Origin of the sequence: Microcoleus sp. B6-A1, from assembly GCF_036705085.1 — a bacterium.
In the GTDB taxonomy this organism is placed as follows: Bacteria; Cyanobacteriota; Cyanobacteriia; order Cyanobacteriales; family Microcoleaceae; genus Microcoleus.
Genome location: NZ_JAUBTU010000040.1, coordinates 1 through 19,255, shown reverse-complemented (window position 1 = coordinate 19,255; position 19,255 = coordinate 1). Strand labels below are relative to the sequence as shown.

General features: G+C 47.4%; 17 protein-coding genes. 10 read left to right on the top strand and 7 right to left on the bottom strand.

Annotated features, from left to right (window positions below):
• Positions 1-11 precede the first annotated feature (11 nt).
• Complete coding sequence (locus tag QUB11_RS16480; protein WP_333204666.1) at positions 12-782, bottom strand: CPBP family intramembrane glutamic endopeptidase; 771 nt, start codon at positions 780-782, stop codon at positions 12-14.
• Between the two features lie 45 nt (positions 783-827).
• On the opposite strand from QUB11_RS16480, the gene QUB11_RS31295 reads away from it, so the two are divergent.
• Positions 828-1,010, top strand: a complete 183-nt coding sequence (locus QUB11_RS31295) for a GNAT family N-acetyltransferase (RefSeq protein WP_445300780.1) — start codon at positions 828-830, stop codon at positions 1,008-1,010.
• A gap of 138 nt (positions 1,011-1,148) precedes the next feature.
• On the opposite strand, the gene QUB11_RS16475 is transcribed toward QUB11_RS31295, so the two are convergent.
• Positions 1,149-1,463: a DUF433 domain-containing protein gene (locus QUB11_RS16475; RefSeq protein WP_333204664.1), complete on the bottom strand. Its 315-nt coding sequence runs from the start codon at positions 1,461-1,463 to the stop codon at positions 1,149-1,151.
• A gap of 60 nt (positions 1,464-1,523) precedes the next feature.
• On the opposite strand from QUB11_RS16475, the gene QUB11_RS16470 reads away from it, so the two are divergent.
• On the top strand, positions 1,524-1,769 hold the full coding sequence (locus QUB11_RS16470) for a DUF433 domain-containing protein (protein ID WP_333154900.1): 246 nt from the start codon (positions 1,524-1,526) through the stop codon (positions 1,767-1,769).
• Positions 1,769-2,125 carry a DUF5615 family PIN-like protein gene (locus QUB11_RS16465; protein WP_333204662.1) on the top strand — a complete coding sequence of 119 codons (357 nt, stop codon included), beginning with the start codon at positions 1,769-1,771 and terminating at the stop codon, positions 2,123-2,125. Before QUB11_RS16470 ends, QUB11_RS16465 begins: the two co-directional genes overlap by 1 nt.
• 162 nt (positions 2,126-2,287) lie before the next feature.
• Here the strand turns inward: QUB11_RS16465 and QUB11_RS16460 are convergent, their stop codons facing one another.
• Entirely contained in the window at positions 2,288-3,127 is an 840-nt protein-coding gene (locus tag QUB11_RS16460) for an ATP-grasp domain-containing protein (protein WP_333204660.1), read from the bottom strand.
• Between the two features lie 151 nt (positions 3,128-3,278).
• Between QUB11_RS16460 and QUB11_RS16455 the strand changes: the two genes are divergently transcribed.
• Both QUB11_RS16455 and QUB11_RS16450 read left to right on the top strand, forming a co-directional pair.
• On the top strand, positions 3,279-3,485 hold the full coding sequence (locus tag QUB11_RS16455; RefSeq protein ID WP_333204658.1) for a hypothetical protein: 207 nt from the start codon (positions 3,279-3,281) through the stop codon (positions 3,483-3,485).
• Between the two features lie 133 nt (positions 3,486-3,618).
• Positions 3,619-4,242, top strand: coding sequence for a Uma2 family endonuclease (locus QUB11_RS16450; RefSeq protein WP_333204656.1), 624 nt, complete (start codon positions 3,619-3,621; stop codon positions 4,240-4,242).
• 109 nt (positions 4,243-4,351) lie between these two features.
• On the opposite strand, the gene QUB11_RS16445 is transcribed toward QUB11_RS16450, so the two are convergent.
• The 4 genes from QUB11_RS16445 to QUB11_RS16430 all read right to left on the bottom strand — a co-directional run bounded on the left by QUB11_RS16445 (position 4,352) and on the right by QUB11_RS16430 (position 11,402).
• Positions 4,352-4,564 carry a XisI protein gene (locus QUB11_RS16445; RefSeq protein WP_333204654.1) on the bottom strand — a complete coding sequence of 71 codons (213 nt, stop codon included), beginning with the start codon at positions 4,562-4,564 and terminating at the stop codon, positions 4,352-4,354.
• 12 nt (positions 4,565-4,576) lie between these two features.
• Positions 4,577-4,720: a hypothetical protein gene (locus QUB11_RS16440; RefSeq protein WP_333204652.1), complete on the bottom strand. Its 144-nt coding sequence runs from the start codon at positions 4,718-4,720 to the stop codon at positions 4,577-4,579.
• Between the two features lie 183 nt (positions 4,721-4,903).
• Complete coding sequence (locus QUB11_RS16435) at positions 4,904-7,777, bottom strand: zinc-dependent metalloprotease (RefSeq protein WP_445300779.1); 2,874 nt, start codon at positions 7,775-7,777, stop codon at positions 4,904-4,906.
• A 106-nt stretch (positions 7,778-7,883) separates the two neighbouring features.
• A complete protein-coding gene (locus QUB11_RS16430; protein ID WP_333391196.1) occupies positions 7,884-11,402 on the bottom strand; it encodes a hypothetical protein in 3,519 nt (1,172 codons plus the stop codon).
• A 614-nt stretch (positions 11,403-12,016) separates the two neighbouring features.
• Here QUB11_RS16430 and QUB11_RS16425 point away from each other — a divergent pair.
• The 5 genes from QUB11_RS16425 to QUB11_RS16405 all read left to right on the top strand — a co-directional run bounded on the left by QUB11_RS16425 (position 12,017) and on the right by QUB11_RS16405 (position 19,136).
• Positions 12,017-12,259, top strand: coding sequence for a hypothetical protein (locus tag QUB11_RS16425; protein WP_333204646.1), 243 nt, complete (start codon positions 12,017-12,019; stop codon positions 12,257-12,259).
• Between the two features lie 556 nt (positions 12,260-12,815).
• Positions 12,816-15,941 carry a phosphoenolpyruvate carboxylase gene (ppc, locus tag QUB11_RS16420; RefSeq protein ID WP_333204644.1) on the top strand — a complete coding sequence of 1,042 codons (3,126 nt, stop codon included), beginning with the start codon at positions 12,816-12,818 and terminating at the stop codon, positions 15,939-15,941.
• Between the two features lie 325 nt (positions 15,942-16,266).
• Positions 16,267-16,884, top strand: coding sequence for an IS607 family transposase (locus QUB11_RS16415; RefSeq protein ID WP_333204642.1), 618 nt, complete (start codon positions 16,267-16,269; stop codon positions 16,882-16,884).
• The gene (locus QUB11_RS16410; RefSeq protein ID WP_333204739.1) at positions 16,808-17,965 is read left to right on the top strand and encodes a transposase; all 1,158 of its coding nucleotides are present in this window, start codon (positions 16,808-16,810) and stop codon (positions 17,963-17,965) included. The genes QUB11_RS16415 and QUB11_RS16410 overlap by 77 nt, the downstream gene beginning before the upstream one ends.
• A 34-nt stretch (positions 17,966-17,999) precedes the next feature.
• Positions 18,000-19,136 (top strand): phosphodiester glycosidase family protein, encoded by a 1,137-nt coding sequence (locus QUB11_RS16405; RefSeq protein ID WP_333204640.1) that lies wholly within the window; start codon positions 18,000-18,002, stop codon positions 19,134-19,136.
• Positions 19,137-19,255: the final 119 nt, after the last annotated feature.

Here is a 19,255-nt window from a genome sequence, read left to right as displayed (position 1 = left end):
TCCATCTCCTGCTAACTTCCTCCAATTCCGTGCAGTACCAAGTCGGCCAAAAAATGAGATAACATAGCATATTCTAATCCCCAACGCCAGTAAAGAAAACCAAAGGGAATCCCTAAGAGGGCATTGAGCAAAATGGTTCGGAAAATCACGATTGGGGTTAGTCCCCAGAGATTGGCAGCCGCAGGCAAATGACCCACACCAAACAATATTGCCGCCGCCACAATTGCCAGCCAAAAAATCAATGTAGAGGGTTGCGGTTTGTCTCGCTCAAAAATCTTCCAAAGTAGCCACGCAATCAATGTCATACCGAACAGTCGCAGCAAGAGTTCTTCGGTGATGCCTCCGTAGAAGGAAGCTAATATGCGTTTCCAGAGGTCAATTTTTAACGCAGTTGTTGAAGCCATTGGCGGCATCCAAGGTTCAAACCCTAAACTCAATCCAATCAGGACGATTCCACCGATGCAGCCTACAATTAGCGCCGTGTTAAGGGCAGATTTAGATATTGGCGCGAAAGGCTGTCGATATACCAAAGCACGAGCTATGGGGGTATCAAGTCCGATCGAGTTACCGAGGCGAAGCCCAATCCAACAAAAGAGAATTAGAAAAATTCCGGTTTGCAGGGCGGAGGCGATCGCCACAACAGGTAGCGGTGCAGGCAATTGACTTAGTGCCGGATTGAGAGACAGGGCATAAGGGAACACCGCCAAGCTTCCCAAACTACCCAGAAACGCCCAAAACAATGCCAATCGGAAGTAATGATTTTTTGCAGTGTTAGCAGACATAATTTTTGAGAAAAAAACGAATCAATTACACTAAATCAGTCTTGAATATTTGAAACATTAAAGCTCGATCGCATTTATGCAACTTGTCTCAGGCGGAATATAGCCTCGGCTAAGGTGCTAGAAAAGCTGGGGATGACGCAGGAAGGTAGCCAAAAACAGCGTGTTTTTCACCGAGGGCAGTTTGAAGAGCTCGAACTTTACAGTTTAGTTAAGGAGCACAAGTGTTGAGTCTTGTTACCAAACTTTACTTCATTGCCGATATTCCTCCTACACCCCCTAAATTTATCCGGTAAACATCAGTTTCTCTTTCCCAGTTTGAGGATAGTGATTATCTTGTAGATTTTTCTGTGGGCGATGTATGATTTATTATCTTAGCATTTCATATTTACCAAAGTTGCTGTGCAAAGCTTCAAGACCCTTGGCTTCTGCTGCTTGATTGAGCAAATAAGTTTCAATTTCTTGGGTGTTGGCATGATAGTAGGTGAGTGCGGCGTAGACTTCGGCGAGGGTGAGATGAGAAATGCGATCGCAAATCTCTTCAGCATTCAATCCTCGCTTGTACCAGGTTAGGATGCGGCGAATGGTAACGCCTTTACCGACGACGATGTGGGGACATCCACCATGCAGTCCGGGAGTGCGTGTAATGAGCGTACCAATGTCAATAGATATTGCTGCGGTCATAAATTTTATAATTTTAACTATGCTGATAATAGATGAAAACCCTATAGAGGCGCACTGGCTATGAACTGGAAAGCACACATTCACTCAAATCCTAAAATTCTGCTTGGCAAGCCTGTAATTAAGGGGACACGAATATCAGTGGAGTTCGTTCTAGGGTTATTTTCAGAAGGTTGGACGCAGCAACAAATTCTAGAAAACTACCCAACACTTAATGCTGAATCTTTACAAGCTGTGTTTGCTTTCGCGGCGGAGTGCCTCAAAGAAGACGTATTTTACACGCCTTTACTGTTTGCTGAGGCAAGTTAATGCGGTTTCTGGCAAATGAAAATTTTCCACTCCTCAGTGTACGAATTCTACGGCAAGCGCAGCTTGAAGTCGCTTCTGTTACCGAGGATTCTCCAGGTATTGAGGATTCCGAGGTTCTGGCTCGTGCAGCGGATGAGGAACGGGTGATTTTGACGTTCGATCGCGATTACGGCGAACTTATTTATCGCTTGCGGCTGCGCTCGCCAAGAGGTGTCATTTATTTGCGGTTTCGTCCTCACACGCCGGAAGAACCAGCATCAATATTGTTAAATTTATTACAGACCGAAGGATTGCAATTTGAGGAACGGTTTACGGTGGTGGAGCGCGATCAAATTCGTCAACGCCCCCTACCGTAGTTATTGCCGGAAGCAAGTAGTTGTGGGGATTGAGGCAGGCTTTGGGTGACGATATTTCAGAGTATTCAGCTTGAAGTGGCGATCGAGGAATTATATCGCGGTGTGAGTTTCGATCGATTGAGCAACGGGTAATTTTGACGTTCGATCGCAAGGTGCCAAATATTATATCCCTTGCTGCTTCTGGACCCACCGCTTCCAGGCCGCCTCTGATGCTTCTCTCACAACTAAGCTCAAATCACACTGATACAAGGCTGAACACGATAGAAAATTAATCTCTAGAACGTAAGCCAAATTACCAGAACAACAAAGATCTAGAACCCAAATTGGGTCAGGCTGCCATTGTTGTTGCGCCACCGCTTCTGCTACTTGTCGCACAATCTCAGGCATTCCGGATTGATAGTAAGGTTTCTCAATCTGCCGATATTGAGAAGCACACAAGATTTGCCCTTCGGCAATAATCACTCGCCATTCTGCTTCAATGGACTGTTCCGGTGCAACCACCACCAAAATGTTCGGGTCTTCGAGGTAATGGCGTTTCATAAAACTGTCTAAGTCCGTCACTTCTCTAGGAGAATACAGACTACCTGCAAAAGGTTTAAGTGGACTGTTGGGACGGATAAACAAACGTTTACTCTCCTCAATGTTGAAAAGTAATTTAGGCTTTTCAACCACAGAGGAAGACAACTCTGATAGCGGCCAAATATAACCCCCTGCATTCAACAGCCAAGGTTTAAGATGAGGATAATAGGCTGTGCAATGATAATGTTCAATAGTCCCGATAATTCCTGGTGTCCAAGACAAATCCCAACTGATAATCTGTTCAGCTATATAGAGTGACCCATAGAAGATGACACACTCTGTTTGGGGAAAGAAGCGTTGATAGTCTGTTATGCCTCTGGTATAGTCAACAATCTTAACATTGTGTCCTTGCTTGCGAATCTCCGTTGCAAGTGGAGCCATAGAGCAGCCAAATACACCATCTTCTAGAATCCAGCTAACCATCTAGCTACCCTCGCCCAAGTCATATGCCAGATTAATTTATTATTGTAGCGCAAATTTCGACTAAAAACCAGGAGCGATCGCCCACACCAGTCTTGTTATCATTAAAATCAATGGCTGCAAAAGGAAGCTTAGACACTGACAGGTGAATGCCATGCAAGCCAAACTTCAACAACAACTTTCTCCTGCTGATGCCGAAGTCATTTTGAGACGCTTGCCAGAACGAATTCAAGCGGCTCCGATCGCGCGTGCTGCGGAAATTGAATATCCGATCGCAGTTTCGATCGCCATTTCGATCGCCAGTTTTCTCGACACAGAAGCATTAGGTTTCGTAGATTCCAAACCAGGGCGCGGGCAGTAAAAACGAGAAGAGGTGTCAAAGTTTACGGTATACTTCGTTAACGCACCCTACAAGAGCAGCGATCTATCTCTCTACCTCACGTTAAGCTGGAAACAGACAACAGAGAGCCAACCTACGCAAAAGGTTAATATCAATGGTTGCGATCGCCCAAAAAACCCTTTCCTTCGAGGAATTTCTCAACTGGGATGACGACTCCGGCAGGTCATTTGAGCTAGTCAATGGAGTTGCCATGCCCCTGAGTGAACCCACAGCCAAACATGAGGATGTCGTCGATGGTTTATGTCGTCTCTTGGTAGATCATTGCCAATCCTTGAACCTTCCCTACGTTCCTCGACAAAGTAAACAAGTCAGATTGAACGCTGCCCCGGGTGAAAGTGAATCGAGTCGTAAAGCCGACATTGTGGTGTTTGCCAAGGAAGAATGGGTCAGAATGCGTCAAAGTTCTGCCTCTGCTGCTGCCTATATTCCACCTCCCTTGGTGATCGAAGTTGTCAGTACGAATTGGCGGGATGATTACCGCATCAAATTGAATGAGTATGAAACTTTAGGAATCCTGGAGTATTGGATCGTTGATTATGCAGGGTTGGGAGGCGTTCAGTATATTGGTTCTCCAAAACAGTCTACGGTGACTATCAACCGCTTAATCGATGGTGAATATCAGGCACAGCGATATCAAGGAGAAGCCATTATTGTTTCTCCAACTTTTCCTCAGTTGGTATTAACCATCGCTCAAATTCTTGCCATGACAGAAGTTTAGTGTTTCTAACTTATCTGTAAGGTACTCCATATTGCCAAAAAATTATTAAGGTACGATATACGCTATCAAGCTGATATTATCTAAAATTTTCGTCAAGAGGGAGGAGAAACTATGCGATCGCATATCCAGTGTACTCTCGGACTTCCGGTGGATGAAAAGCCAGAACAATCCGATCTTTGGGTACGCCAGAGGCGACGAGTTCATCAGTGATGCCGTCTTCAATACCATCATAATGAATCCAGATTTTGTCATTGCGAATTTCGGCATGAACCACATAGCCATGAACTCGCAGATGATTTTCCCAACCTTCATGTATCAGCATAAAATGGTTGCGTTAGCGAAGCTTTCCGAAGGAATCGCGGCTGACCACCACATAGGTAATCACCTCCCCATAAGTATAAGGAAGATCCGCATAGTATTGGAGAATTTTCTCCAACGTTTCACGCCATTGATCTACGGGTTGATTTGTGGTTGCCATTGGATAATCTCCTCCGTGTTTGAGTCAAAACCGATCATGCGAAAACCTGGTTTCTTTACTTAATTATTTTAACTTGACTGAGATTCTAAGAAACCGGGTTTTTTACCGAATCTGCGGGTTGCAACGAAATATTCTCGTAAAAAACCCGGTTTCTGGGCCCCTATGCGTAAGCCCTATATAAAATTAATTAGACTGAATTTGCGAATTCAAAACCTTAGAAATTCGATCGCGCGTTTCCTCCAAATGAGCCCGCGTATAAGCATCCGCATTCCGATCCAAATTCCGAATACTCTTGCTCAAACCCTCCCGCAACTGCCGCAACTCATACCAAGCCAAACTCCGCGCATCCTCTGGAACACTCGTTTTTCGCAGCACCATTCCGATCAAAATTGCTAAATGTTCCCGCTGCAAAGAACGCCGAAAAGTTGAAATTTGCATCTTCTTTTCCGGCTGCAAAACCTCTTGCCAGATATCCTTTTGCACAGTATTCAACACTTCCGGCAACCTCAAAGCAGTTTCCGGCGCGGATTTTAACTCTGCATCCCGCAGTCTCGCCAAACGCATCGGAGATAGCAAAACCCGCAACACAAACCGCTGCAAAAAAGTAATTCGATCGCCGATCGGGTAATCTAGAGGAAACACCAAAGCCGGACTTCCCCAGTGTTCCCAGCGCGAAGGCGCCAATTTATTCAGCAATTCCGGCGCAAAACTAAACGCATCCGGCGCAAAAACGTACTTTTCAAGGGTTGCTAATGCTTCTCGCTGCACAGAAAGTTCGATCGGCACAAACGGCAACTTCCCATTAGTATCTCCAGGGCGAATCCGATTAAACGACTGCCCCCCCACATACAAAGTCGCATTCATCACCTGCTGAACATAATACCCGAACACCGAATCAAACATCACCCGCAGTTCGTTATAACCGTCTTTCCCAACCGGAATTCGCTTTTCCAAACGCTGCCACATCGCCCTAGCATTATCCAATTGCCATTGCGAATACCTCAGCATATTGGCGCTGAGATCAAAGGTATTTGCAGCGGGGTCAAGAATATCAACAGAATCCTCATCCGGCGCGTAAGCTAATTGGGGTTGGGCAGCGAGGCTGGCAATTTGTTGCAGCGCTGGTAAGTCGCTGTTGGGGTCCCGGCCGCCAATCACCTTGTAACCATACTCGATCGCCCAATCGTCGTAAGGCCCTACAATCGTTGGAAAATAGTCGCCCTGCACAGTTCCCTGGGGTGCCAAATTAATCGGCACATAATCCATCACCGACGAAATCATACCTTGCGTGCGAGTTACCTGAGTATTGTTCAAATCCTCCGGTTGCAGCATCGTACTCCCGTGAAAATTGTGCCTCAAACCAAGAGTGTGACCGACTTCGTGCGCAGCCAAATATCTGATATATTGATTAACATAATTGTCAATCGCCCCACTGCTAGGCGCTGCATTTTCCAACAGATCCATCGACATTGCCCCCATCGCAAACTGGCGGCTCGATTCCAACCCAAAACACATATCCGAACTCGACATCAACCGCGATAAAGGCGAGCGCTTTTGCTCTTGGTATCTTTCTACCAAAGTCGGCAAATCATCAGCCATTCCACCTTGAGCATTGTCCCCGCTGCTTTTTCCTAAATCCCCATTTTCTAGCACATTCAAATAGCGAGAATACATCCCGAACTGACAGGGATTGGTATTAGAACCGTTTCGCCCTTGAAAACTCTTAGATAGCGATCGATTTTGTTCCACCAAAGACCGATAGCCCTGTTTGATTTCCCGGACAACATTAGCATCCAACAGAATGTCAGCATCCAAAATTTCCCCCGTCAAGGGGTTAGTACGAGACGGCCCGATGCCGGCAAACTGAGGCTCAAAAGAACTCGACCAGCGGATAGTATTGTAGCGAACGTCAGCCGGGTCCCATTTAGCATTGTCCGGCATTTGTTTGACCTGAATTGCCTCAGTAAAACCTGCCTTTTCAAAAGCTTTGTTCCACTCCAAAACTCCCTCGCGAATTGCGTTTCGGTATTCGGGAGGCACATTATTTTCAATCCAAAAGACGATCGGCTGTACCGGAGGCGACATCGGCGCCGTCGGGATTTGCTTTTGCAAATGCCAGCGATTGATATAGCGAACAAAAGGCTCCCGGCTGCTCTTGTCAGAAAAGTCCTTATATGCTGTAAGGAAATAGCCCACTCGCTCGTCCGCAAGTCTGGGGCGGTAGCCGTTATTTAGCGGCACTTCCGAGAAACTGTAGTGAATGCGGAGGTTAAAAGCCCGACTGTCAGGAATCGAAGGTAAATAGTTAAGCTCACTGTCATTATCGCTAGAAAAACCATAGACCGAAGCAATCTCCACATTCAGCGGAAACGCTTTAACATCTTTAAAAGAAGACTTATCTGCATCGATCGAGTACGAAGCGCCCAAAAGCATCGGCAAAATCGCTTTTACCCCTGGTAAATCGCGTTTGTCGCTCATCAGCAAATCGCCTAAATCGATTAGCAGAGTTTGTCTTTGCGGATGAATGCTTTTGAGAGGCAAAGAATAGAGAATCGACTCGCTAAATCCCCGTGCTACCGAACCTGCTTGCGGATCGCCCGGACTTGTGCGAAAATTTATATTTGGTATCACAAACTGCACGTTATTTTGGACGCGCCGCAGTTGAAACAAGAAATCGCCGATCGGCATTCCGCTCAAAATGCCAGCTTCCCCCAAACCCGATGCCAATGTCACAAAGCACAGGAACTTTTTGTCGAGTTGTTGCGGTTTAATTTCCAGATATACTTTATCAGTTGCTTGATTGCGGTAAAGAGTAAATAGTCCCTCTAACTTTTTCGCGTCTTTGACAACCTCTTCAAAGGGTGCCAGAGTTGGCTGTTCGCTACTTTGTTCGTTGCTGGGCGGCCCAGATGATAAAGCTAAAGGTAAAAAGAAACCTTTATACAAACTGAAAAAGAAAAATGCTAAAGATAATATAAAAAATATCAAAGGCAGATTTTTTCTAGGCTTTTTTATCTGTGTATTTTTGCTATTTTCAGGAAATATCAATCTTTTCATTTTCAGTGTCCAGCCGCAGGAAAGAATAGTTTTGAGATAGTCGCGTCGCACTCGCAACGTTGGGAGCATTTAACTTCTAAAATAACTCACCACTCAAAAATTATAACTACTGTTTCGCCGGCCAGGGAATCATGGGATCTTGAGCCAAGCGCTTAGAAACTGCAACTGCACCGTAACGGTTGAGGTGGCTGGGGTCGGAAAAAGATTCCCGCGCCTGGGGCCACAATAAACTCTTATCTAGGAAAATTAGTCCGCTTTGAGCTGCTAATTCTTGCATATATTGCCGGAATTCTTGTTCGTAACCTGTCCGCACCGGGTCTAAATAATCTTCAGTCAGAGGCATATTAACAAACACCAGATTGATGTTGCGAACTTTGGTAAATTCGATCAGATTTTTGAGTGCTAGAGCTTGTTCGCCTACCAATTTAAAATTTTGATAGTCGGAGTCGTAATAACCAGATACTTTCGGGTGCTTCTGAAAGTAAGTTTCGGGATTGAAGCGTATATCGATCGGCAAAAAGCCATTTGGTTGATACTCGCTGACTGGTTTACTCATAGCAGTGGGCTGGGCATTTTCCGTAGTTTGTTCACCCAGGGCTACAGTTTGGGGGCTGTCGGTTGCCACAGGGGCTGAGGGATTAACGATCGATCGCAAAAACCCTTTAAGTCGATCGCGCTTTTTGTAAGTTGCAGAACCATCAACCAACTTTTGACTCACCAATTGCTGAACATTAGCTTGAGCTTCTCCCAAATTGTTCACCAATTCAGTCGCAGTCGCCACCGGATTGTTGGCGCTTTCCTTCGATGTTTCGGATTCTAATTGATTGGTGCGGATCAGAAAACTACCCCGGCTCAATTGTCTGTAACCTTCCGAAGAAGCGATCGCGTTAAAAGTCAAATCCGGCCGCCCGCTGTTGAGAGCCCTCGCCCCATCCGCCAACACCAGCAATTTTGGCAGTTGTTGCGGCGGCAAAATCCGGCGGATGAGCGAATCTACAACCTGGAGAGTAGCTCCATTAACCCCAAAATTGTAAGCCCTCAGCCCCGGGTAGCCCGAAGCTGCCAAAGCGGTTTCCAAAACCGCCGGGTCGATGCCCCGCAGCGCCCTCGAACTACCGACAATTAAAATATCCGGCGGTTTTTTGTGCAGGTGAATGTACTCTTGATAGCGCGCTATCTGATCGTCAAGCTGCTCGCTCCTCAAAGTCGGGAACACCGGAGGAGCAGAAACATCAGCTACAGGAACGCTAGTATTTCCCGGTTTCGTAAACCCAGAGCCATTGAAAGCCTCTTGCTGGTTGGCTTCCGGGGACGGCTGCAACGGAGTTTGAGGCAAATTCACCTCCTCAGCAGCGGGAACGGGGTTCGGGGTTTCCTTCGGAAGTCGGGCTGTAACGTCGCCAGAAGCCTTGGGAGCTGAATTTTGACAATTTGGGCCGCTGCAAACTTCCGAGACGCTAGGAGCTTGACTGACCGTCGCAGATTGCAGAAATAGACCGAGGAGCCAATCGGTATTGAAAGTCAGCAGACAGCCGGCGATCGCCCAAATCACAGCCATGCCTGCGGCGCGATCGGCTCTCACGCCACCGGGCGCAGCAGCATTCGTGGATAAACCATCGTTGGGAACAAACAAACCCGAAGCGACAAGCGGTTGCACGGCAGCTTGAACTAACTGCTCGCCCAGATTGTATCCGGGGAGTCTGATTTTGAAACGCGGCCGCCAGGAGTTGGGCATCGGAGCATCGAACACCAAATTGTCGCCCAAACCCGAAAAACTCCCATCCTCCTCCGGCGCAAACTCCGGCACCGGTTCTTTTTCCAACACCGCCACTGGCGAGGGAACCGGTGCGGGTGCCGTCGCTGATTCCTCGTCAACAGCCGTTCTGAGGTCGATTGCGTAGCGCCACAGAGGCAGTTTCTGGCCGGCGCGCCGTCCGTAGACTCGCACCCCTGCCACTCCCGGAATTTGTAACTGTCGCAAAAATTTGACCACCGGCTGGCCTATCTTCGACTGAGAAGGGCAAGTCAGAGCTTCTGTCATGACGTGCAGCACGTTGGCTTTTTGCAGCACGACAGCCCGAATCCCTCCTGTTTCCAGCTTGCGTCTGAGATTGGGGTTGAGCAACCTGTTCAATAAAAAAGTCAAAGCCAATTGGTCGCCCTCGATCGCCAGCGTTCTAGCGTTCGCAGCCAAGTCGGGGTGGTGGGCTGCTGGCAAGTCTACCCAGTCTATCCACACGGGGGACTCCGGCGCCGCCTGAGAGTCCTTGGCTGGTTCTACGCCGTAGATTGTAGCTGCGCGGATGCCTTGGGGTGCAAAGGAGGCTAACAAAGGGGCGATCGCGTCGGTGGTTTGCTGCTTGTCGGGGTATTCTTGCCTTTTAGGCTTTTGTCCTTTTTTGGCAGTTTTGCTGCAAAACAGATGGAGGGTTGCTTCTTTGAGGGTAGCTCGCACTTCGACTCTCGATGCAGCCAAGTGTTGATTTAGCAGTTTGGCGATCGACTGTACGTCTCCCCACCTGGCCCATTCCTTAAGAATTTTGTCCGGCGAAGTCAAATCCACTCGCAGCAGCCAGTCCGGCTTCGCTTCGCCGCTGACTTGGCTGGCGATCACGGCTTCCCGGAAATCCTCTAGTTGCAGTTTCCGTAGCCTGCCGGCGATGGGTTCGGCCAGCAATGAGGGGTCTGGGCTGTAAGCTGACTCGCACAGCACCAGCAGTCGGCGTTCCTTGGGCTTGATATTTTCCGGCCCATTCACCGGCAGGGTTTCTCGGCTGGTTTTGAGTTCTTTTTCGCGAATGCTTACTTTCACCGAAACTCCCATCGGCCCTAGGATTTCGCTGAGATAGCTGGCGATCGCATCTGGATAGCCCCGGCGCGCCAAGGTTTCCGGCGAAACCGTTAATGTTCCATCAGGATCGCCCTCGCCTGAGTCAGCTTGGGGGGATTGAATCAAAGCCACTGCGCCACGGTTGGCTTTCTGCTGCGGGGGAACGGCGGAACTAAAAGCTTCCCGCGTCGCAGCAGCCGAAGTGTCGATCGTCACGGGGGAAGTTTCAAAAGCTTCTGGGTATTCAATGCGGGAGGCGATGGGCAGACTGTCGGCGTCAAAATCCAGTTCTTCCCGTACTTGCGGCGGGTGGGCTGCTGTTTCTACTGGTTTTGGTGTCTGTTTGAGTTTCTGGTTGTCATTCTTAAATTTGCCGAAAAATCCGCCTCTTTTAGGGCTTGCTGGCGGTTCGTCGGGGGAACTCGCTGGCGGGGGCACTTCGGCAACTTTTGGTTCCGGTTGCTGTGGCTGTTGCTGTCGCTTGGGACTGCTGCAATCGAGCCGGACTGTCCAGTCATTTTGTCGGGAACCGATTTTGCGGCCGCACAGAAACAACTGGTAAATTTTAGGTCGATCGGGCAGCAGTTGCGTTAAATCAGTGTGTTCGAGGGCGTTGGTAAATCTCGCCGTCACCAATTCTTGAGACGGACACTGCGCTGCTTCGCACAAAATGTGCAGGTGATTTCCCCGCAAACGCGCTTGTACTTGAACTTCGGGAAGCCCTAAAGCTTCCCCGGCCCACTGCGAGGCGCTCGATCGATTGTCTGCCAATATGCTCCCGTTCGCATTCAACATGAAACTCTAAATTTTGCCAAAGCTGGTTTTGTTTTCTAGAAATAGCACAGTTACAGATTTTACAGACAATTATTTGATTTGCCGAGCCTCACCGTTTTGTCTGGTTTAAGCCATGCTGGACTTAGTGTCTTGCCTTGTATCCCCTCGGCTTCGAGTCGTTGGGGAATATTTTTTTGATAATACCTCGACATTTTGGCACAGATAAGTCCAAATTAAGCCAAGCAAGAAGTTATTCGTCATTAGTCATATCGTTTCCGTTTGCATCCGAATAATAATTAAACCTCTCTCATAATTCTTGTGGAACAGGCAGAATGCCTGTTCAAGACTGGCTTTTCGGGAAATGTCTATTATTTTCTGACTGTAGTGCTGGGGTTTCGCCATGCTCCGCGGAGAGAGTCCCACGAGCGCCTTCGGGGAGTATCCCGATTTTATACAAAGCGTTTTTTCCGAGTGCGAGCTTATGATCTCGCGACAAGATATTTATAGACTTGTCTACGGGGGGACGATCGCTTGCAGGATATCTTTCGTCGGATGTCACATTTTGATCTCAGAAGTTATTAGTCAGAAAACAGCGGTCAAGATGATTATTTGCCCTGTAAACTGAGGATTACGGATTGACACAGGAGGAATTTATGCCGTCGGAAAACCAAGACTTGCTCAAAACTCAAACACCTAACAGTCCAAAGTTGCCAGTTCCCTCAGACATTTTATTGAGCTTGGTCGCCTTACCCATGCTGGGCGGGTTGGTGGTGGCTAAAGCTGCTGCTGAGTTTGTTGCGTCGATCGGCGTTGAAAGCGAAGAAGTCTTTCGGGGTTCGCGCCTTCCCGTACTCAACTTTCCTCAATCACAGGATTAGAAAGCCCAAGGAAGGATGCTGCAGCTAGAAGTTAAATTTTGTGACCAGGAATTTCAAAGGTGGTACCCGCCACGTGATTTATCCGTGGAATCAATCCCAAATCTCAAATCGAAAATCCTCAAGAAAGAGCATTTATCTCGCGCAAGTCAATCGAAAATCTCAAATCTCAAATCGATTGACCCTGCCCAAAAACGGATACCAGCCCGCGACAGGAGTCGGGGACAGATAAAAATTTTCGACCCTAGTTCAACTTCCCAGATTCTTCTTTGGAGTAAATCTCAAATTGTTCGACTTGGCGCGACTCAACTCACTTCTGGCCGATCGTCTCACGCCGATCGTCTAAAATCTCAAATCGCAAGTCAAGTGATCTGAAAGCTTGACAATAGGTACAATCTGTGGTTTGAGAATTAATCTTTCCTTATAATTTGTACATAAGTGCCTTCTACTTTCTACGTTGCAATAAGTTGTCTCAGATTTGACTGCAAACAAAAGTGTTTTAGGCGAAACTAAACCATACAATTTTCACAGACACCCGCAGCTATTGAGGAACAGCCCGATGAGTTCAGTCCTCCAGTCTTCAGAACAGGCTATTGATGCAACATCTATTTCCCATTCTCCCGCTTACTCAAAATCAGACCTGTTTCTGCGAAATCGCCTCAAAGTTGTAGAGGACTTGTGGGAATCGGTGCTGCGACAGGAGTGCGGACAGGAATTGGTGGATTTGCTCCAACAAATGCGATCAGTCAATTCCGCCGAGGGACAAGCCACTCACTTTCGCGAGTCGAATGTCGTACAGCTAATCGAAAAGCTCGACCTCAACGCCGCCATCCGTGCCGCTAGGGCTTTTGCACTGTATTTTCAGTTGATCAACATTGTCGAACAGCACTACGAACAGCGAGACCAACAGCTAGCTTACGCTAGCAGCAACGATGCTGGTGGGCGGATGTTTTCTAAGCTGCCAGGACAAGCAACTGATGCCCCCGATCGCCCGCGCCACCGGGAAGGCCCAGTCCCAGCCCAAATGGCTCCTCGCGGTGCAGACAGCGGCGAGACGATCGCCCGAGATGCCGGCACTTTTCACCAACTGTTCCCGATGCTGCTGCGCTTGAACGTGCCCAGCCAGCAAATCCAGCGCTTGATCGATCAGTTAGACATCCGCTTGGTATTCACCGCTCACCCGACGGAAATTGTTCGCCACACGATCCGCACCAAGCAGCGACGAATGGCGAAGATTCTCCAACAGCTAGACCAAGTTGACGAGAAATTTCAGGTGATCGGGGCCGACTCTCCAAGCCCCTACCCGGTGTCTTGCTGGGAAGCGGCGGCTCTCCAAGAGCAACTGATGGAAGAAATTCGTCTCTGGTGGCGCACTGACGAACTGCACCAGTTCAAGCCGACTGTACTTGACGAAGTGGAATACACTCTCCACTACTTCGAGGAAGTTCTGTTTGATGCTATTCCCGAACTCTACCACCGCCTCAAGCAAGCTCTGCACGCTTCTTACCCTTATCTGAAACCGCCTAGTTACAATTTTTGCAAGTTCGGTTCTTGGGTGGGATCGGACAGGGACGGCAATCCTTCTGTGACTCCGAAAGTTACTTGGCAAACGGCTTGCTATCAGCGCCACTTAGTGCTAGAGAAGTACATCAGCGCGGTGAAACGGCTGAACGAACTTTTGAGTTTGTCGCTGCACTGGAGCGACGTGCTGCCGGAATTGCTGGAATCTCTCGATCGCGACAAATCGGAATTCCCGGATGTTTACGAGCAGTGGGCGATTCGCTATCGGCAAGAACCCTATCGGTTGAAGCTGGCCTACGTGCAGCAGCGACTGGAAAATACGCGCGATCGCAATTGGCGGCTCTACAAAGGAGACGAGTTGCAGCGGGAGCGCGAAGCTTTGTCAGAACATCCCGGAATGACGGGCCTTTATCGATCGGGCGCTGAGTTTTTGACCGAGCTGCAGCTCATCGAGCACAATTTAGTGGAAACAGGTTTGAGCTGTCGGGACTTGGAAAATCTGCTGTGCCAAGTAGAAATTTACGGATTTAATTTGGCTTACCTAGATATCCGCCAAGAGTCAACAGTACACTCCGAGGCTTTGAGCGAAATTGCTGAATACTTGCAAATTTTGCCCAAGCCTTACAATCAAATGTCGGAATGCGATCGAATTATTTGGCTGGCAACGGAACTGCAAACTCGCCGCCCTTTAATTCCAGCAGAATTGCCATTTTCTCCCAAAACTTGCGAGACGATCAATACCTTCCGAATATTGCGGCAAATGCAGCAGGAGTTTGGCCCGGAAATTTGCGAAACTTACGTGATTAGCATGAGCCACGATGTCAGCGATTTACTGGCCGTTTTGCTGTTAGCAAAAGAAGCCGGACTTTACGATCCGGCGACAGGAATTAGCAACATTCAAGTAGTTCCCCTGTTTGAAACGGTGGAAGATTTGAAAAAAGCGCCGGAAGTTATGCAGCAAATCTTTGAACTGCCGCTTTATCGGGCTTTGCTAACAGGAGGATACGCGCAGGAAGTAGCGGAAAAAAACGCAGAAAATCTCAAATGCCCAATCGAAATTATTAAATTGCAAGAGGTGATGCTGGGATATTCCGACAGCAATAAAGATTCGGGTTTCCTCAGCAGCAATTGGGAAATTCACAAAGCTCAAAAGGCTTTGCAAATGGTTGCGGAAAAATACAATGTAGAGTTGCGGATTTTTCACGGCAGAGGCGGTTCGGTAGGGCGCGGCGGCGGGCCTGCTTACAAGGCAATTTTGGCTCAGCCTGGAAAGAGTATTAGCGGGCGAATTAAGATTACCGAACAAGGCGAGGTTTTGGCTTCTAAATATTCTTTGCCGGAGTTGGCGCTTTACAATTTGGAAACTGTGGCGGCGGCGGTAATTCAAGCGAGTTTGCTGCACACTGGTTTTGATGGCATCGACCCTTGGAATGAGATTATGGAGGAGTTATCGGCGCGATCGCGATCGCACTACCGCCATTTAATCTACGAACAGCCGGATTTAGTCGATTTCTTCCACCAAGTTACCCCGATTCAAGAAATCAGCCAGTTGCAAATTAGTTCTCGCCCGGCCCGTCGCGGTGGCAAAAAAGACATCAGCGGTTTGCGAGCAATTCCGTGGGTGTTTAGCTGGACTCAAAGCCGCTTTTTACTTCCTTCTTGGTACGGTGTCGGTACAGCTTTGCAAGAGTTTTTGCTAGAGGAACCGGAAGAACACATGAAACTTTTGCAGTATTTCTACTTGAAATGGCCGTTTTTTAGAATGGTAATTTCTAAGGTGGAAATGACTTTATCGAAGGTGGATTTGCAGATTGCAGAACACTACGTGCAGGAGTTAGCTTTGCCTGCTGATAAGGAGCGTTTTAAGGCTTTATTCGATCAAATTGCGACCGAATTTCACTTGATTCGCGATTTGGTTTTAACGATTACCGGACACCAACGTTTGTTGGACGAAGATCCATCGCTGCAGCGATCGGTGCAGTTGCGAAATGCGACGATTGTGCCTTTGGGTTTGTTGCAGGTTTCGTTGCTGAAACGCTTGCGGCAGCACGGTAGTGGCGGGGTTCCGGGGGTGATTCACTCGCGTTACAGCAAGGGTGAATTGTTGCGGGGAGCTCTGCTGACGATTAATGGAATTGCTGCGGGGATGCGGAATACCGGCTAGGCAAATAGTTGTGAGTTTTGAATTAGTAGCAAGGTGCGTAAGCGCGCACCTTGCTACTGGTAGTTTCAGAATTCAGGCGATCGCCCATTATATAGCCTTTCTCAGATAGATGAGGTACAAGTTTAGATTTTAGATTTTAGATTTTAGATTTTAGATTGGGGGATTGGGGAATTTTTAATTAATTGGTGAATACCTCATCTTTCCGAGAACCGCTATAGTCACAGCCATAGAAAACTGTTAATGTGAAATAAATAATTTTCCGGAATTTTCCGGTAAATGCTGGTAGATGGTGGTAACTTAGATTAAGAACATTCTACCGCCACCGATGACCAAATATGTCACACCGCGAGAAGCTTGCAAAATCCTGCAAGTCTCAGAAAAAACGCTTAGAAACTGGGAGCTTGCCGACAAAATATCAGCAATCAGAACTCCCTCCAACCAGCGCCGCTACGACATTGACAGCGTTCTCGGAACAAAACACAACCGAGTCACAGCTATCTATGCCAGAGTCAGCAGCTACAAACAGCGAGAAGACCTCGAAAGACAAGTTGGCTACCTCCAAAGTCTCTACCCGCAAGCTAAAGTCTTCAAAGATATCGGAGGCGGACTCAACTTCAAAAGAAAATCACTGCTTGCCCTTTTGGGACAAATCATGTCAGGATCTATCTCAACAGTTGTGGTCGGACACCAAGACAGACTGTGCCGGTTTGGTGGCGACCTCATCAAATGGATCTGCGAGCAGAACGATTGCGAACTCATGGTTCTCAGTAGAAGTGAATTGTCTCCAGAGCGAGAAATGGTTGAAGATATCCTTGCCATCATCCACGTCTTCAGTTGCCGACTCTACGGACTCCGAAAATACAAATCTGCTATCAAAGAAGATCCGAGTTTACCCGGAAATCGGGCTAGCAGCGAAATGGAGGACTTGGATTGCAGCAAGTAGATGGTGTTACAACCAAGCAATTGCTATTGTTAAAAACGAAAGAATTGGCAAGTACGACTTAAGAAAAAAAGTAATGGACTTGGCTCCTGCTTGGGTATCAGAGCAACCTTACAACCCGCGACAAATGGCAGTATTTCAAGCTTTTGAAGCACATAAAGCAGCTAAGAAGTCAAAAGGAATAGCAAAGTTTAGAAGCCGTTTCGACGCATCTCAGACTATCAGGTTCCAAAAGTGTAATTGGAAATCCGGGACTTTTTATCCGCTGTCTACTAAGGGGTTAAGCTTTAAAGCATCGGAGCCTATTTTTGAAGAAATGCAACACGAACCAACACTAAGCTTGAGCGACGGGCAATGGTTTATTTGCTATGCTGTTGATGCACCTAAAATAGAAGCGATTAAAAGCGATTTAGCTATTGCTTTAGACCCCGGCGTGAGAACTTTTATTACTGGCTTTGACGGCAGTGAATTTATCGAAATAGGAAAGAATGATATCGGTCGTATCTATCGACTGGCAAGACATCTAGACAAATTAATGTCACGTATAGGGTTGAGCAAAGGAAGGCAACTCAAGCGGTTGAGGTATTGCTTGAGAAAGTCAGCAGCAAAAATTCGGATTAAGATTAAAAACTTAGTCAATGAATTGCACAAAAAAGCTGCTAAACATTTGACAGTCAAATACAAATTAATTTTGTTGCCGACCTTTGAAACGCAACAAATGGTCAAGAAAGGCAAGCGCAGACTGGCAACTAAAACAGCTAGAGCGATGGTAACTTTGAGTCATTATCGTTTTAAACAAATGTTGAAGCATCAAGCCGCTAAACATGGGGGCTTTGTAGTAGACGTAACAGAAGAGTACACATCGAAAACTTGCTCAAAGTGTGGACATATCCACACTAAATTAAACGGGTCTAAAATCTTTAAATGTCCAGAATGCGGACACACTCTGGACAGAGATTTCAATGGCGCTTGCAATATTTTATTGAAAGCTTTGAGAGATACCTCCCTGATAGAAAAGCTTGCAGCTTTCTCTATCTTGCCATACACGGCAAATTCTGGCTTAGTCCTGAATTTACCGGGTTAAATGTATCTGTTCGCTATCCTAGCTGAGATTTTTTATGTCTAAACGCAAACAGTCTGAAGGTTGTCGCCCGATGCTGCGGCGCACTTTTTTATTTTTAACGGGTATAGCTTTGGCGCGGGTTGCGGCTGACTATTTTGCGATCGCCCAAAACCGAGATACTTTCTTGACTCTGGCGGCTCAACTGTGGCAAAAGTCACTCGCTTTTTTATCAAGTATACAATCAAATCAAACTCCTCAACCTCTCCCTACCAATCCCATTGTAAAATGGGCAAAAACCAATCAACCTCTGCCGAGTAATCCTATTGTAAAATCGCCCGAAAATTCTCCGGTCACGCAACCGTCTCAACCTCAAATTATCAAACGTTCTGCTAAGCAAGCAAAACCCGTACAAGTCAGCAGCCAAAATGTAGCTGGCGCAAGTTTTTATCTCACAACTATTGACCTCGCAGACCCCGAAATTTATCTCACAATTGGGTTAGCTAATAATGCAGACTTTGCAAATACTTCTAAAGTCACGCGGGGCGACGAACCTTTTGAAAATATGGTGTCGCGTTACCGGGCTGCTGTTGTTGCTAACGGGACTTTTTTTGGTAAAGATGAGCAGAAATCTGTGCTGGGAAATATGGTGGCGGCGGGTAAGTTTCAGAAATACAGCCGATGGGAAAATTACGGCACGACTTTGGGAATTAAAGCCGGAAATCAATTGGAAATGGTGACGGCTAGGATTGAAGGTAAGCCGGATTGGAGTCAACATTGGTTTTCTCTGACTTGCGGGCCGAGATTGGTTAAAGCGGGGAAAGTTTGGCTGTCTCCTTTGTCGGAAGGTTTTAAAGATGCTGGTGTTTTGGGCGTGGGTTCGAGAACGGCGATCGGCTTTCCGGCTTCGAGAGATAAGTTATTTTTGGTGACTTTTCTTGATAGTTTGTCTTTGGAAGCAGAAGCTAAAGTTATGCAGGCAATCGGCTGTTTTGAAGCGATGAATTTGGACGGGGGCGCTTCGGTGGGTTTGGCTCATCAGGGGCAGATTTTATTGCCACCGGGACGGAATTTGACGAATGTGCTGGTGGTTTACGATAAAGAATATCCGGCGCCGGCTCAGTTAAAGCAGTCTTGGGAACGCTTTCAAAAGGGTGCTCGACCAACGCCGGACAAATCAGTGTTTTTTGATTGATCTAGCAGAAGGAAATTCGGCAACGCGCACTGAATCGGGATCTAACCCACATTCCGCACCCCCAACTGGCACATACGCGGATTGAGGAAGTAAAAGTGAATCATCGGAGATAATAATGA